This is a genomic window from Arthrobacter sp. H5, from assembly GCF_000520595.1.
Lineage (GTDB): Bacteria > Actinomycetota > Actinomycetes > Actinomycetales > Micrococcaceae > Arthrobacter_D.
Genome location: NZ_KI915003.1, coordinates 11,108 through 26,201 on the forward strand (window position 1 = coordinate 11,108; position 15,094 = coordinate 26,201).

The following is a 15,094-nucleotide window of genomic DNA, read 5'->3' on the forward strand; positions in this document are numbered from 1 at the left end:
GGGCATAACCAGTTGTGCCCACCGAGTGCCCCGAGTCAATGGGCGGGATGAGACCCAGCTGGCGGGATGGCTGCCTGGGCAGGATGAAACAATCCTAAGAAAATGTCCGCCCAGTCAACCGCTCATAGGCCTCGACGTACCGGGAACGGGTCCGCTCCACCACGGCGGACGGCAATGCCGGCGGCGGGGACACCCTGTCCCACCCCGCTTCGTCGGAGGTAAGCCAATCGCGGACAAACTGTTTGTCAAAGGACGGCTGTGACTGCCCGGGCGCATACAGGTCCGCGTCCCAGAACCGCGACGAGTCCGGCGTCAGCACCTCATCGCCGAGCGTGATGTCCCCGGAGGATGACAGCCCAAACTCCACCTTGGTGTCAGCCAGAATGATTCCCCGTGACCGGGCAACCGACTCTGCCTGTGAGTAGATGTCCAGGGTCAGCGAGCGCAGCCTGGCCGCCAGGTCGTCGCCCACCATCATGACGACGGCGTCATAGGGGATGTTCTCGTCATGCTCCCCCACCTCGGCCTTGGCGGAGGGAGTGAACACGGGGGGCGACAGGTGTGATCCGTCCTCGAGTCCCTCCGGCAGCGGCAATGAGCATACGGTGCCGGAGTGCTGGTACTCGAGGAGCCCGGAACCGGTGAGGTAGCCGCGGGCGATGCATTCCACCGGGATCATGTCCAGCCGTCGGCAGATCATGGCGCGCCCTGCCACGGCCGCCGGCACGTCGGTGGACAGCACGTGATTGGGTACGGGAAGCTGCTCAAACCACCACAGGCTCAGTTGGGTGAGCACCCGGCCTTTGTCGGGGATCTCGCTGGAGAGCACAAAGTCGTAGGCGCTGATCCTGTCGCTAGCCACCACCAGCACCCGGTCGGACGGGCCGGACTCCGGCTCGTATAGGTCTCGTACCTTACCGGAGTAGAAGTGCCGCCACCCCTCAACCTCCGCAGGCACGGTCATGCCTCCTTCGAAGCGGAGCCGAAGACCTCGCCGCGTGCGGCCTTCAAACCGATGTCGGTGCGAAATTGGCCGCCCTCAAGATCGAGGAGGCCCACGCCGTCGTACGCTTTTGACCGCGCCTCCACCAGATCATCGCCCAACCCGACGACGGCAAGCACACGGCCGCCCGACGACACCACTTTGCCCTCCTCCGACAGGGAGGTCCCGGCGTGCAGCACATGAACACCTTCGAGTGCTGAGGCCTTTTTCAAGCCCCGCACGCGGTCGCCGGTGCGCGGAGTGTCAGGATAGTTCGCTGAGGCGAGTACGACGGCGACGGCGGTCTGCCGCGACCAGGCTAGGTCATTGATCCGGTCCAGTTCCCCCTTCGCGGCGGCCATCAGCAATCCGCCGAGCGGGGTCTTGAGCCGCGCGAGGACAGCCTGGGTTTCCGGGTCGCCGAAGCGGGCATTAAATTCGACCACACGCACCCCGCGTGAGGTGAGTGCCAAGCCGCAGTACAACACGCCGGTGAAGGGAGCTCCACGGTGCGCCATCTCGTCGATGGTGGGCTGCGCCACCCGCTCAATGACCTCTTCCACCAGGCCTGCAGGCGCCCACTCCAGCGGCGAGTAGGCGCCCATGCCGCCGGTGTTGGGGCCGGCGTCGTCGTCGTAAATCCGTTTGAAGTCCTGTGCGGGCGCCAGCGGCAGCACGTTGTGGCCATCCGATAGAACAAACAGGGACACTTCCGGTCCGTCCAGGAATTCCTCGATGACCACCGAACCGCCGGCGTCGAAGCAGGTCTGCGCGTGGGCCAGTGCCTCATCGCGGGAGGAGGTGACCACAACACCCTTACCTGCGGCCAGGCCGTCATCCTTGACCACGTACGGGGCGCCGAACGTGTCCAGTGCCTCGGCCGCCTCGGCCGCGGATACCGCAACGCGGGCCATGGCTGTGGGCACATTCGCCGCTGCCATCACCTGTTTGGCAAACGCCTTGGAAGCCTCAAGCTGCGCCGCTGCCCGCGACGGGCCGAACACCGGAATACCGGCCGAGGCAAGGGCATCGGCCACTCCTGCGGCAAGTGGTGCTTCGGGTCCGATCACCACGAGATCGGATGCGAGACGCTCCGCCAGCGCTGTCACGGCGGCAGGATCGCTTGCGTCAATGCTGTGGACGGGCACAACCTGCGCAATTCCGGCGTTGCCGGGTGCGGCGTGCACCTCGCTGACATACGGGTCGGCCAGCAGGGAACGGACAATGGCGTGTTCGCGGCCACCGGGGCCAATCACAAGAACCTTCACAGTAGTTCAGGGTACTGGCTGGGCATGGCGCCGGTGAAGCCCGCGCGTGGTACGTGACATTCCTTACGACAGTGTGACGGGTCCCCTCCATACCCATACACGCCGTGCCGCGCTGCGAACATAGAGTATGAAAGCCGTGAAGAACTTCCTCCTGAGAGCGTCCACGCTCGCCATGCTCGCTGGAATCCTGGCGGCGGGGCTGGTGCTGGGTGTCGCCGAGCTGGTGGGCTCGTTCTTCACCAGCCGCTCGGCGCCTCTGATCGCTCTGGGTTCCACCTTCATCGACTTCACCCCGCCGTGGCTGAAGGACTTCGCGATCGACACCTTCGGCACCAATGACAAGCTCGCCCTGTTTGTGGGCATGGGAGTCACGATCGTGGCCCTGGCCGCGCTGCTTGGCTATGTCGCCTGGCGCACATGGGTCCTTGGCGTTGCGGGTGTACTGCTGCTGGGTGTGGTTATTGTCGCTGCCGTGGTTTCGCGTGCCGGCGCTTCGCCGTTCGACGCCCTGCCGTCCGTCCTGGGAACGGTTGCCGGGCTCGCTGCGCTCCGTTGGATGATCCGTAAAGTCCACGCCTCCACGGCACCCAAGACACAGCACGACGACGGCGAGGGCGCCAACAGCCACGCCCGAACCGACGCCGCGGACGGCGAACCTGCCACCAGCCGCCGCTCCTTCTTCGCAGCAGCAGGCGTGACCGCCGTCGTCGCAGCCGTTGCCGCGACGGGTGGAGCCGTCATCGGCGGGGTCCGCAATACCGTGAATGTGGTCCGCGAGAAACTGACTTTCCCTTCCCCCGCGAGCGCCGCGCCACCCGTTCCCGAAGGCGTGGAGGTAGACGTTGACGGTGTGGTCCCGTGGGTGACCCCAAACGAGGATTTCTACCGGATCGATACCGCGCTGAGCATCCCGCAGGTGGACGTCGACACGTGGGAGCTTCGCATTCACGGGATGGTGGAGGAGGAAGTCACCATCAACTTCCAGGACCTGCTGGACTCCGAGCTCATTGAACGGCACATCACCCTGACCTGCGTATCCAACCCGGTGGGTGGTGACCTGATCGGCAACGCCAAGTGGCTGGGCTTTCCCATCCGTGAACTGCTGGCGCAGGCGAAGCCGCAGGAAGGCGCGGACATGGTCCTGTCCACCAGCACCGATGGTTTCAGCGCCTCCACGCCCCTGCCCATCCTGCAGGATGACCGGGACGCCATCTTGGCCATTGCCATGAACGATGAGCCTCTTCCACTGGAGCACGGCTACCCGGTCCGTATGGTGGTCCCCGGGCTATACGGCTATGTGTCGGCAACCAAATGGGTGGTTGATCTGGAGGTCACCCGCTTCGCCGACCAGACGGCGTACTGGACCAACCGAGGCTGGTCCGAGAAGGGCCCAATCAAAACCATGGCACGGGTCGAGGTACCGCGGTCCTTCGAGCAGATGGCCGCCGGCACCGTGATGGTTGGCGGCAGCGCTTGGGCACAGCACCGTGGCGTCGAAAAGGTTGAGGTTCAGATTGACGACGACGACTGGCAGGAAGCCACGCTGGCCGCCGAGGCATCGGTGGATACCTGGCGGCAGTGGTCGCTGGAGACGGAGCTTGAGCCGGGCTCGCACCGGATCCGCGCCCGCGCTTATGACCCCGAGGGTGTTCAGACGGAACAGCGCGCGGACACGGTGCCCAACGGTGCATCGGGCTGGCCCTCCGTTCAGTTCTCGGCGGAGTAATTCCCGTCGACCACGTCTTGTGTCCATCGGATGACCGTTCTCTCCGGTGGGCACAAGTTTCAATAGGGAATACTGGAACCATGCCTCAAACCTTCACTTCTTCCAGCGCCGTGGACCTCGCCGTCCTGGAGCGCAACGGTTTCATCGAATCCCGTCACCTTGGTTCGGCGGTGGTGCTGTCCGCTGACGGAAGTGTGGTGACTGAACTTGGCGACATTAATGCGCCTGTCTTCCCCCGATCAACCCTGAAACCGTTCCAGGCGCTGGCCACCATGCAGGCAGGCGTCCCCCTGCGCGGCGCGCAGGTTGCGCTGGCCGCGGCCAGCCATGTGGGCAGTCATGAACACATGGACGTGGTGCGCACCATGCTCCACGCCGCGGGAGTCACCGAGGATCACCTGCAGTGTCCCGCCGACTGGCCACAGGATGAGGAGGCCCGCAACTGGCTGGTCCGCACCGAGAAGGGCCGGCAGCGGATCGCCTTTAATTGCTCCGGAAAGCATGCGGCATTCCTGTGGGCGTGCACCGAGAACAACTGGGACCACAGCACTTATCTGCAGCCGGAACATCCCCTGCAGCAGCAGATCGCCTCCCTCATCGAGGAATACACCGAAGAGAAGATCAACCACTGGGCGGTCGACGGCTGCGGCTCGCCGCTCGCCGCGGTCTCCCTCACCGGCCTTGCGCGGGGGATCGGGAAAATTGCCAAGGCTCCCGGAGACAAGAACGCCGATGCGCGTGCAGCCACTGTGGCTACCGCCATGCTCGACTACCCCTGGGCCGTCCATGGCCGCGGCCGCGAGAACTCGGTTGTCATGGAGGACCTTGGCATCATCTCCAAGAACGGCGCCGAAGGCGTGCTGGTCATGGGAACATCCACCGGTGTTTCCCTTGCCTTGAAAATGCTTGACGGCAACATCCGCGCCACCACGCTGGTGGGTCTGACGCTGCTTGCGGCAACAGGCGCTATCGACATCGAACGCGTCGCCGCCGTGCTGGAGAAGGTTGTGCAGCCCGTGATGGGCGGCGGTGTCCCGGTGGGCCGGCTGCGTATCGCCGGCCCGGTCATGGCGCTGCTGGACTGATCATGGCACGACGGCGAATCGCGGCTTCCGCGGGCCAGTCAGCCCTCGCGGCGATGGCTTCCGGCAACGGCGAACGCGCCGACCGGGCGACGGCGGTGCGCTACGCACTCGAGGAGCTTGGTGCCAGGGCACCCGGGAACAGTGTGGAAGTCCGGGTGCCCCCACTCGGCGTCGTGCAGTGTATTGAAGGCCCGCGGCATACCAGGGGCACACCTCCCAACGTGGTGGAAACCGATGCCGACACGTGGCTTTCCTTGGTGACCGGCGGCCTGTCCTGGACCGACGCCGTTGCTGCCGGGCGCGTATCGGCTTCCGGGCAGCGGGCGGATCTCTCCGATGTGCTGCCGTTGTTCGCTGCGGAGCTGCCGTGACGGACCAACGCTCACCCGCCACGGCGAACTTCCTCTCGCGGGGCGCGAGGGACATCAGCGCCGCAGTGAGCCGCCAGCCTGCCGGAGCGTGGCTGGTTGCCGGTGCTGTGACGGCCCTCTACCTGGCGTTTTCGACCGCGCAATGGAACAGGTTCGACACACCGTCCTGGGACCTTGGCATCTTCACCCAGCTCGCCAAAGCGTACGGCGGGTTTGACGCGCCGATTGTTTCCATCAAAGGCGAGGGCTTCAACCTGCTCGGGGATCATTTCCATCCGCTGCTGGTACTGCTTGGGCCCGTCTACGCGTTCTTCCCGACTGGATTCAGCCTGCTGATGGTGCAGAATCTGTTGGTCGGGCTGTCGGTCCTGGTGATCACCCGGCTAGCCATCCGGCGCATCGGCAACGCCGGCGGGATGTTGCTCGGCGCTGCCTACGGGTTGTCGTGGGGTGTTCAGGCCGCGGTCGCCGTGCAGTTCCACGAGATCGCCTTCGCGCTGCCACTGCTCGCCCTGGCATTGGAGGCAACGGTCGAGACCCGGCTGCGGGCGGCGGTAATCTGGGCCGGCCTCCTCGTCTTCATCAAAGAGGATATGGGACTAACGGTCTTCGCTTTCGGGCTGGTCATTGCCTGGCGGTTCCGTCACCAGGCCGGCCTGTGGCTGGCGGTGTGGGGCCTTGCCTGGATGCTGATATCCGTTGGGCTGATCCTTCCGGCACTGAATACCGGTGGAACCTACGACTACGCCGACCGGATTGACGTCGGCGCGATGCTTGCCAACCCCGTAGACAGCCTGTTCACCATGCTGAGCGCAGAGGAGAAGTACCAGACGGTGTGGCTGCTCCTCATCGCGGGCGGATTCCTGTGGCTCCGGTCCCCGCTGGGTCTGATTGTGGTGCCGACGCTGCTCTGGCGCTTCGTTTCGGAGAACCCCGGCTACTGGGGACCGGGATGGCACTACAACGCGGTCCTCATGCCCATCCTGTTTGTCGCGCTGATCGACGGGATCCTGGCGGCCCGGCAGAGCAGGCGGGCCTGGCTGCGCTCCTACAGCGCCGCCGTCGTGCCGGTGGTCAGTGTGGTGGCCGTGATGCTGTTGCCTAGCCAGCCGCTTGCGGCGCTGGCCAATCCGGAGACCTTTCAGCAGTCGGCGCGCTGGGACGCAGCCCACCGGCTGATGGAGCGGATACCGGCGGGCGCAACTGTTGAAAGTGGGGTGGTTCTTATGCCGTATCTGGTGCCGCATACCGAGGTGCTATGGATCGGCAACGAGAACCCCGCGCCGGATTACCTGATAGTTGACGCCGACGACTGGAGTTGGGGGCCCGTGCGGCCCGAAAGCGCCGAAGACCATGCCGAGGAAACCTATCCGGGTGAGGACTATGAACTGGTCTTCCAGGAGTCCGGGTATCAGCTGGTCAAGCGGAGCGGTTGAGGGCCGGTAGCCTTAACGCATGAGCACTACGCCGCCCACCCCACCTTCACCCGAGCGCCGTCAGGTCACCGTCCGCCGGGCGCCGAAGTTCGCGCCGATCATGGCGTTGGGGGCGTTGCTCGGTTTCGTTGCGGCCTTGATCATCACGTACGCGGGGCCCGGCGATCCCACGCTGACCCGCGCATCTGTGCTGGGATTCTTCAGCATGGTCCTTGCGATTCCAGGCCTGCTGCTGGGCGGGCTGGTTGCGCTGCTGCTGGACCGCCGGAGCGTGAAACGCGCCACGCGGGCGACGGCTGAGCGTATGGACGACGACGAAGACGGCGAGGTTGAGCCTGCCTCCGCGCCCGAGACCGGGTCGAAACCCGTCACGGGTAACCCGCCCTCGGGAAGCTGAGCCGGGCGCTCAGTACGGTGTTGCATAATCCCCGCCCAGCTGCGGGACGCAGCCTTCAGGACTTCACACTCGTATAACGGTGGGACCGCCCACGCTTTCGATCGCGTCGAAGTCGCTGTCCTGGCTGATAACATCCATCCCATTGGCCGCGGCCACCGCCGCAATCCAGAGATCGTTGATCTTGGCCGTACGTCCTTCTTCTGCCAGTCGCACCCTCAGCCTGGCCCACTCATGGGCCGCCGCTGCGGTGACCGGCAGTGCCTCCACCACAGAGACAGCATCCAGCGTGGTTAGACGGCGCGCACGGGTGCCCGTATCGGTCGCGGCCAGTACACCCGCGTGCAGTTCGGCAAGCGTCACAACACTCACCGCGGTTTGCTCGGGTATCGACTCGGTATCCAGAGGACGTCCGCTCTCTTGACCTATCAGTACGCTGGTGTCCAGCAGCGCGCTTCGAGAGGTCATAGCGGATCGAGGGTGTCGGTGGTCTCCCCAGCAAGCGTCTCAAGATCGTCACGCAGTCCAGGATCAGCCTGCCTCCGAGTCATGATCTCGATGAGATCGGTCTTGGTCAGGAACTGCTTGCGTGCGGATCGAATGGGGCTGATCTCGGCTACCGGCAAGCCGTTCACCGTAATCGTGACGTGCGTTCCGCCGGAAACTTGACGCAGGACATCAGCCGTGTGATTTCGCAGATCACGCGAAGCGATAGTCGTCATGTGTTTGATCGTAGCACTCTCGCCACACAAAAATTTGAAGCCTCTCCCGTTCCCGCTGACAACCCCCGAACGGGGGCCCAGTTGCCGATCGATGACCACTGGATGCGGACAGTGGGTGTCCGCATCCAGTGGTCAGGAGGTGGCTCGTATATCGCATAGTCGTAACTGATGGAAGGAGAGCACGTTGCAGACGTATGACATCAAGAGGGACCGCAAGCACCTATACGCGCCGAAGCCCGGCGGCTTCGAGATCATCGACGTGCCTGAGATGGGGTTCCTCATGATCGACGGGCACGGCGACCCAAACACGACAGTGACCTATCGAGAAGCGGTTGAGGCGCTCTACGCCTCCTCCTACGCAGTTCGAGCCGTGGCAAAGACACGGTTGGAAAGGGTGCACACGGTAGCGCCACTCGAAGGACTGTGGTCAGCGGAGAACCTGGAAGTCTTCCGCACCCGCGACAAGAACGCGTGGAACTGGACCATGATGATCGCTCAACCCGACTGGATCACCCCTGAGATGGTCGATGACGCACTGGCCGCCGCGCAGAAGAGGAAGCTGCCGGCGCTCAGGCTTGTCCGCTTCGAGCGCTATACAGAAGGCCGCAGCGTGCAGGTCTTGCACGTCGGCTCCTATGACGATGAAGGCCCCACGCTCGAACTCCTGCATGACGGGTTCCTCCCCGCGAACGGACTCGCCGCGACCGGCCGGCACCACGAGGTCTACCTCTCTGATGCCCGCAAGATCGAACCCGCCCGGCTAAAGACCATCCTGCGCCAACCCGTCACCAGCACTCCTCGGAGCGCGGCAGTTAGTGGCGTTTAGAGCCGTAGTTGGTGCATCGGTGAAGCAGAATGGTATTCATGACCGCGGGCGACGACGAGCAGCTATTCCTGGATCTCATCCAACGCAATCGAATCAACAGCGAGATTCTTACCCTGGCTCCGCAGCTAGGCGTCCCGGATTGGTGGCTGACGGCCGGCGCGTTGTTTCAGACAGTGTGGAACGTGCTCGAAGGTCGAGACCCGGCCAGCGACATCCGCGACTACGACCTGTTTTATTTCGACGAGGACACCTCCTATGAGGCGGAGAATGCAGTAATTTCCCTGGCGCGGACGTTGTTCCAGCATCTTGGCGTGGTCGTCGAAGTCCGCAATGAAGCCAGAGTCCATATCTGGTACCAGGATCATTTTGGGGTTCCGGCCATGCCGTTCGTCAGCACCCGGGATGCTATCGATCATTTTGCCGCCAAGACCTGCTGTTTCGCCGTCACTGCAATGGAGGACGGCAGCCTTGCCACATATGCGCCATTCGGTTACCGGGATATCTTCGAGCGACGGGTCGTGCCGAATCCCGTTCTCGCGCCGAAGGATGTGTTTGACGTCAAAACTGCGCGGTGGAGAGCTGAATGGCCGTCGTTGACCGTTCTTCCGTGGCCGGCGCCCGTTTTGCGAAACACATAGTTTTACGTTCAATCCCCGCAGCGAGCCGTCTGGTGATGATCCCTTCAGCACAGACACGCCCGGCCAGCCTCCACAAAGCGAAGGATGGGCCCACAGGTCGTCGGCGAGGTCTGTGAGGTCGCCGATCAGAGCCGCCCTCCGCATACACCAGGGACCAGATTTCGCTCATGAAGCGAACCCAACAGACACGCGACCCGTCTACCGCTGACTCTGACGATGCCGGCCCCGATGTCCGCTTGAGTATGCCCTAGGGGCCGGGTATTGAATGAAAAAGCACCGCACACTCCGCCCACCAAGAAGGGGAACTTATGTCCATGCACACCCGCAGCACCCGAGTCGCAGCGACCGCCACCATGCTGCCACTGCTCCTCGTATTGACCACGCCATGGCATCTCCCTCAGAAATCACGTCAACGCGCATTCCAGTCAGCTCTTCCAGTGAAGTGACGAGGTCAGCCAGGTCGAACACATCGGCATTGTGGTCGAAATTAACGAAGAGGTCGAGATCGCGGGCAGAGACGTCCTCTCCGCGGGCAACAGAGCCGAAAACATCAGCCGTTCGCCCGTGAGAGAATGGTCCAATGGTTCGCGGCGACGGAATGCTTTCCCATGATCTCTTACCCGGCGAGAAAAGCCCCCAGGATGCCTGTGGTGTATTCGGCGTCTGGGCACCCGGCGAAGAGGTAGCAAAACTCACCTACTACGGCCTGTACGCACTGCAGCACCGTGGTCAGGAGTCGGCCGGTATTGCCACGAGTGACGGCAGCCGCATCAGCGTCTATAAGGACATGGGCCTGGTCTCCCAGGTCTTTGACGAAACCACCCTCAACACGCTCACCGGGCACATCGCCGTTGGCCACTGCCGCTACTCCACCACAGGATCATCCAATTGGGCCAACGCCCAGCCCACCCTCGGCGCCACCGCAGCGGGGACAGTAGCCCTGGCGCACAACGGCAACCTCACCAATTCAGCCGATCTCTATCAACTGGTGCTGAACCGCCATGGCAAGCCGCGCAGCGGGGAAATGGCTCAGGGCAACACCTCGGACACGGCACTGGTCACTACCCTGCTTGCGGGGAATGACGGCCGCTCCCTTGAAGACACGGCGCTTGAACTACTGCCAAAAATCCAGGGTGCCTTCTGCTTCGTCTTCATGGATGAGGGAACCCTGTACGCCGCCCGCGACCCGCACGGCGTACGTCCACTGGTGCTTGGCAGGTTGGAACGCGGCTGGGTGGTTGCCTCCGAGCAGGCCGCACTGGCTACCGTTGGCGCCAGCTTTATCCGCGAGATCGAGCCCGGCGAGTTCATCGCGATCGACGAGGAGGGCGTGCGTTCCAGCCGGTTTGCGCCCACAACTGCCGCTGGCTGCGTCTTCGAGTATGTTTACCTGGCACGTCCCGACGCCTCCATCGCTGGCCGTTCGGTCTACGACTCCCGCGTGGAGATGGGTCGTCAACTGGCGCGCGAGAACCAGGCCGAGGGCGACGTCGTCATCCCCGTTCCAGAATCGGGTACACCTGCCGCCGTGGGCTTTGCGGAGGAATCCGGGATACCTTTTGCGCACGGATTCGTGAAGAACGCCTATGTGGGCCGCACGTTCATTCAGCCAAGCCAGACCCTGCGCCAGCTCGGCATCCGACTCAAGCTCAACGCGCTGGAATCCGTAATCCGCGGCAAGCGCATCATTGTGGTGGATGACTCGATCGTCCGCGGAAACACCCAGCGGGCCGTCGTCCGCATGCTCCGCGAGGCCGGCGCCGCATCCGTCCACGTCAAGATCTCGTCGCCGCCCGTGCGCTGGCCCTGCTTCTATGGCATTGACTTCGCATCACGCGCCGAACTCATTGCCAACGGTGCGGCCGTGGAGGAAATCGGGAAGTCGATTGGCGCCGACAGCCTGGCCTACATCTCCGAGGACGGCATGATCAACGCCACCCGTCAGCCCCGTGAACGGCTCTGCACCGCCTGCTTTACCGGCGAATACCCCATCGCGCTACCGGACGAAGACCGGCGTGGCAAAAACCTTCTGGAACGCGTCGATCCCGCTGACAAACCAGGCGCCACCGGCTGTGATCCCGGCCCGGACAGTGAGCTGGAAGCAGTCCTGACCGACGAAGACAAGAAGGAACGCGTATGAGCTCCAACCCCATCACCTATGCAAGCGCCGGCGTGGACGTCGAGGCAGGTGACAGGGCCGTCGAGCTGATGAAGGATGCCGTCAAGGCAACCCATACGGATCAGGTGATTGGCGGCGTCGGCGGTTTCGCCGGCCTCTACGATGTGTCCAGGCTCCTGACCTACCGGAGGCCGCTCCTCGCCACGTCCACCGATGGGGTAGGCACCAAGGTGGCTATTGCGCAGGCCATGGACATCCACGACACCATCGGCTTTGACCTGGTGGGCATGGTGGTCGATGACATTGTGGTGGTGGGCGCCGAACCGCTGTACATGACCGACTACATCGCCTGCGGCAAGGTGGTTCCCGAGCGGATCGCCGACATTGTGCGCGGCATCGCCGCCGCCTGCTCGGTCGCGGGAACAGCCCTGGTGGGCGGCGAGACAGCCGAGCATCCCGGCCTCCTGGGCGAACACGAGTACGACGTCGCCGGCGCGGCAACCGGAGTGGTGGAAGCGGACGCGCTGCTTGGCCCGGACCGTGTACGGGACGGCGACGTGGTGATCGGCATGGCGTCCTCCGGCCTGCATTCCAACGGCTATTCGCTTGTTCGACGGGTCATTAATCAGGCGGGCTGGGCGCTGGACCGGCAGGTGTCGGAACTGGGCCGCACACTGGGTGAGGAGCTCCTCGAGCCCACGCGTGTGTACGCTGCCGACTGCCTGGATCTCGCGCGGTATCTGCCGGTAAACAACGACGACGGCGCACCGGGATCAGTTCATGGCTTCAGCCACGTTACCGGCGGCGGACTCGCCGCCAATCTCGCCAGGGTGCTGCCGCAGGGAATGGAAGCAACGGTTGACCGTTCCACGTGGGAGCTCCCGCCGATCTTCAAGCTGGTTGCAGAGCTGGGAAATGTCCCTCTGCCTGACTTGGAGCGCACGCTTAATCTCGGCGTGGGCATGGTTGCCGTGGTGTCCCGCGAAGGTGCGGATGCCGCCGTCGCGCGCCTAACCGAGCGCGGTGTGCCCGCCTGGGTGATGGGCCAGATTGGGGAAGCCTCGGGCTCTAGTACAGACGGTCCGGACTACGTTCAGGGCGCCAAAGGCGTTAACGGTGGATCAGTGCGGCTGATGGGCGCCTACGCCTAACCGCCGCCGGCGGACCCTTGAGGAAGTTGAGATCGGGGCATCCTACCCGGCCTGCCGCTGCTTTTGCGGTCCAGGGACACGGTAGCGACCGGAACCCGTGTCCGCGGGTGGATCGTCTGGCGGGAAGTATCGCTGGCACGGCACCCGGTCCACATGACTTCGGGCGCACAAAAGAGAAGCGGCAGCTGCCGCATCACCGGTGGTGCAGAAATGGTGAGGTTAGCCCGTGCGGCGGTTTCCGCCGTCGTCCCCATCGTCCTCAAACTGGTCCGCATACTTATCCGCGTACTCTGAGTAATCCGGTTCAACCGGATCATCATGACGGGAGGAAGCACGGCCACCCGGGCCTGTGAGCTCTCGCTGCAGCGCCGTGTAATCGGTGGACGGGCTGAAGTACTTCATATCCCGTGCCTGCTTGGTGGCTTTCGCCTTCTGACGGCCGCGCCCCATGGCGTGACCCCCTTTTTGCGTCGATCCGGAGGTGGTCGCTGTAGCTTTGGGTCTCAAGGACCCAAGGCAGCTGCGAGGCCCCGGAGTATTTGGTCAATTTGTCGTAACTATAGGTTACATGTTTTCGGAGCGGCTGGTGCGCGGGCAACGCAGTACAGGCTACGCCCGCAGGGCCTTGATCCGACCTGCCCGGACGCCTGACCGTGCCTTATGGGCTGAAACTTGGCTAAAGTCGTGGTTAGCCACCTACTTTAGTCCGGATTTACGTGCAATCTACAGGAGGATTCCGTTCACTATGAGCGATCAGCCGAACAAGCCGCAGGACGCTGATCCAGCATCCCCCGACAACGGCGTCCAACCGCCGGAAGAGAACGGATTGACGGCTGGTGACGCCGGATCATCCGCAGCGGAGCCGGAGATTGAGGAGCCCGCGCTGGTGGATCCCGACGAGGTTCAGTTGACCGACCCGTTGGTAAGCTCCGAGACGCTTGAGCCAGAGCTGGGAACCACGGCGGACGATGTGACGCTCACTGAGCCTTCACTCGAGCCTGTGAGAATCAGTGATGACATTGTTCAGGCGGCGTCACTCGACGAGATCGCTGCCGAGACCCGGAGGGTTGAGCGCGAGGCCGAGGAGGCCGGCACCCTGGTGGGCGGTCCCATGCCTGCGGATGTCCCGGCCGAAAAAGCAGTGCCGGCCGGGACGGCGCCTGCAGGTGGTCCCGCCGGTGATACGGGACGCCCATCCTCTCCACCCGCACCGTCTGCACCACCGGTCGAATCCGCTGCTGCGCCGCCCGTGGGGGCCGGAACCAACGGCGACGGCGCACTTACCAGTTTCGCTGTCACGGGCGAGTCCCCCACGTGGATGGGAGCGACAACCGATGAGGAACGTTGGGCTCGCCTCTATGACGACCAGGAGCTCGCGGCATCGGGGACGGATCGCCACGAGGCGGTGGCCCAGCTTGCCGAAATGGCTGAGGAAACACCGTCGGCGCCACAGCCAGAGCCGACACTTGCTTCGGGCGTAGCGCCCGTAAATCTCCCGCCCAGCATTCCGGCTCCGCCCGCCAGCAAGCCGGACGCCGCAGGAACACCTCCGGTCAGCTTGGGCACACCAACCGGCCAGCAGCCGGAGCCACCGGAGGAGCAGCCTGTAGAGCCCACCGATGCCCGGCTCCCGCAGGACGCTGGTCAAGAAGAGTCACCCGCCGACAGGCCCTGGGGCGGACAGCACGCGCCCTACCCGCCTGCCGATCCTTCTCAGCAGCAAGCGCGCGGGCCGCAGGAAGTGCCGCTGGGCGGCCACTATGGCCTCCCACCAGCCGGCATGCCACCGGGACCCGGCACCGGTCAGCCGGGCGGGCAGCACCGGCCGGAAAACAGCGGTACCAGTAAGCGGACGCTGATTATCATCGGAGTAGTGTCGCTGGCGGTGCTCGTCCTGCTGATCTTTGCAATCTTCGTCATTTTCGACCGGCTCAACTCCGGCCCAGCGGAGGAGCCCAACGGTGGATCGGCAACCATTCCGGCAACCGCAGGAGCGGACGGAATCATCGCTGAAAGCGTTCCACCACTGGACCTGCCCCTCGCCGCATGCCTGCTCGACTTCGAGACCATCAATGACAACATGACAGTGGTCACATGTGCTACACCGCACAACGCTCAACTGCTCGCCACCGAGAACTATCCTGACGACTCCGAGTTTCCCGGTGACGAAGCGTTGAACCTCCGGGCTCAGGAGCTGTGCGACGGGGTAATGGTGAATGAAGCAGCAGCTGCGGAGTATCCGGGGCTGCAGTTGACGCAGGCCAGTCCGTCCCAGTCGACCTGGGCCAACGGCGACCGCCGGGTGGACTGCTTTGTCTTCAGCGAGGACGGAAACATCATCACCGATGATCTGCTCGCTGAATAGCGTGCAGCCGG

16 protein-coding genes are annotated in these 15,094 nt (G+C 64.0%); 10 read left to right on the forward strand and 6 right to left on the reverse strand.

Annotated elements, in window-relative coordinates; translation table 11 throughout:
* Positions 1–94 precede the first annotated feature (94 nt).
* Both Y708_RS0114225 and purD read right to left on the reverse strand, forming a co-directional pair.
* Complete coding sequence (locus tag Y708_RS0114225; protein WP_028280446.1) at positions 95–964, reverse strand: phosphoribosylaminoimidazolesuccinocarboxamide synthase; 870 nt, start codon at positions 962–964, stop codon at positions 95–97.
* Entirely contained in the window at positions 961–2,250 is a 1,290-nt protein-coding gene (gene purD / locus Y708_RS0114230; protein WP_028280447.1) for a phosphoribosylamine--glycine ligase, read from the reverse strand. Before purD ends, Y708_RS0114225 begins: the two co-directional genes overlap by 4 nt.
* 127 nt (positions 2,251–2,377) lie before the next feature.
* On the opposite strand from purD, the gene Y708_RS0114235 reads away from it, so the two are divergent.
* The 5 genes from Y708_RS0114235 to Y708_RS25205 all read left to right on the forward strand — a co-directional run bounded on the left by Y708_RS0114235 (position 2,378) and on the right by Y708_RS25205 (position 7,265).
* A complete protein-coding gene (locus Y708_RS0114235; RefSeq protein WP_028280448.1) occupies positions 2,378–3,976 on the forward strand; it encodes a molybdopterin-dependent oxidoreductase in 1,599 nt (532 codons plus the stop codon).
* A gap of 80 nt (positions 3,977–4,056) precedes the next feature.
* The gene (locus tag Y708_RS0114240; protein WP_028280449.1) at positions 4,057–5,061 is read left to right on the forward strand and encodes an asparaginase; all 1,005 of its coding nucleotides are present in this window, start codon (positions 4,057–4,059) and stop codon (positions 5,059–5,061) included.
* The gene (locus Y708_RS0114245) at positions 5,058–5,432 is read left to right on the forward strand and encodes a sterol carrier family protein (protein ID WP_028280450.1); all 375 of its coding nucleotides are present in this window, start codon (positions 5,058–5,060) and stop codon (positions 5,430–5,432) included. Before Y708_RS0114240 ends, Y708_RS0114245 begins: the two co-directional genes overlap by 4 nt.
* Entirely contained in the window at positions 5,429–6,868 is a 1,440-nt protein-coding gene (locus Y708_RS25200; protein WP_051479014.1) for a DUF2079 domain-containing protein, read from the forward strand. The genes Y708_RS0114245 and Y708_RS25200 overlap by 4 nt, the downstream gene beginning before the upstream one ends.
* A gap of 19 nt (positions 6,869–6,887) precedes the next feature.
* A complete protein-coding gene (locus Y708_RS25205; protein ID WP_051479015.1) occupies positions 6,888–7,265 on the forward strand; it encodes a hypothetical protein in 378 nt (125 codons plus the stop codon).
* 63 nt (positions 7,266–7,328) lie between these two features.
* On the opposite strand, the gene Y708_RS0114260 is transcribed toward Y708_RS25205, so the two are convergent.
* Positions 7,329–7,730, reverse strand: a complete 402-nt coding sequence (locus Y708_RS0114260; RefSeq protein ID WP_035776439.1) for a type II toxin-antitoxin system VapC family toxin — start codon at positions 7,728–7,730, stop codon at positions 7,329–7,331.
* Complete coding sequence (locus Y708_RS0114265) at positions 7,727–7,984, reverse strand: type II toxin-antitoxin system Phd/YefM family antitoxin (protein WP_028280452.1); 258 nt, start codon at positions 7,982–7,984, stop codon at positions 7,727–7,729. Before Y708_RS0114265 ends, Y708_RS0114260 begins: the two co-directional genes overlap by 4 nt.
* Positions 7,985–8,168: 184 nt before the next feature.
* Between Y708_RS0114265 and Y708_RS25210 the strand changes: the two genes are divergently transcribed.
* Positions 8,169–8,810, forward strand: coding sequence for a GyrI-like domain-containing protein (locus Y708_RS25210; protein ID WP_035776442.1), 642 nt, complete (start codon positions 8,169–8,171; stop codon positions 8,808–8,810).
* Positions 8,811–8,848: 38 nt separating this feature from the next.
* The gene (locus tag Y708_RS0114275) at positions 8,849–9,448 is read left to right on the forward strand and encodes a nucleotidyltransferase family protein (RefSeq protein WP_028280453.1); all 600 of its coding nucleotides are present in this window, start codon (positions 8,849–8,851) and stop codon (positions 9,446–9,448) included.
* A gap of 306 nt (positions 9,449–9,754) precedes the next feature.
* Here Y708_RS0114275 and Y708_RS28480 read toward each other — a convergent pair whose 3' ends face one another.
* Positions 9,755–10,144 (reverse strand): nucleotidyltransferase family protein, encoded by a 390-nt coding sequence (locus Y708_RS28480; protein WP_155853883.1) that lies wholly within the window; start codon positions 10,142–10,144, stop codon positions 9,755–9,757.
* Between Y708_RS28480 and purF the strand changes: the two genes are divergently transcribed.
* Together purF and purM are read left to right on the forward strand one after the other, a co-directional pair.
* The gene (gene purF / locus Y708_RS0114280; protein ID WP_028280454.1) at positions 10,029–11,588 is read left to right on the forward strand and encodes an amidophosphoribosyltransferase; all 1,560 of its coding nucleotides are present in this window, start codon (positions 10,029–10,031) and stop codon (positions 11,586–11,588) included. The genes Y708_RS28480 and purF overlap by 116 nt on opposite strands.
* Positions 11,585–12,718 (forward strand): phosphoribosylformylglycinamidine cyclo-ligase, encoded by a 1,134-nt coding sequence (gene purM / locus Y708_RS0114285; protein ID WP_028280455.1) that lies wholly within the window; start codon positions 11,585–11,587, stop codon positions 12,716–12,718. The genes purF and purM overlap by 4 nt, the downstream gene beginning before the upstream one ends.
* Positions 12,719–12,937: 219 nt before the next feature.
* Here the strand turns inward: purM and Y708_RS0114290 are convergent, their stop codons facing one another.
* Positions 12,938–13,168, reverse strand: coding sequence for a DUF3073 domain-containing protein (locus Y708_RS0114290; protein ID WP_028280456.1), 231 nt, complete (start codon positions 13,166–13,168; stop codon positions 12,938–12,940).
* A gap of 295 nt (positions 13,169–13,463) precedes the next feature.
* On the opposite strand from Y708_RS0114290, the gene Y708_RS27595 reads away from it, so the two are divergent.
* Positions 13,464–15,083, forward strand: coding sequence for a septum formation family protein (locus tag Y708_RS27595; RefSeq protein ID WP_028280457.1), 1,620 nt, complete (start codon positions 13,464–13,466; stop codon positions 15,081–15,083).
* Positions 15,084–15,094: the final 11 nt, after the last annotated feature.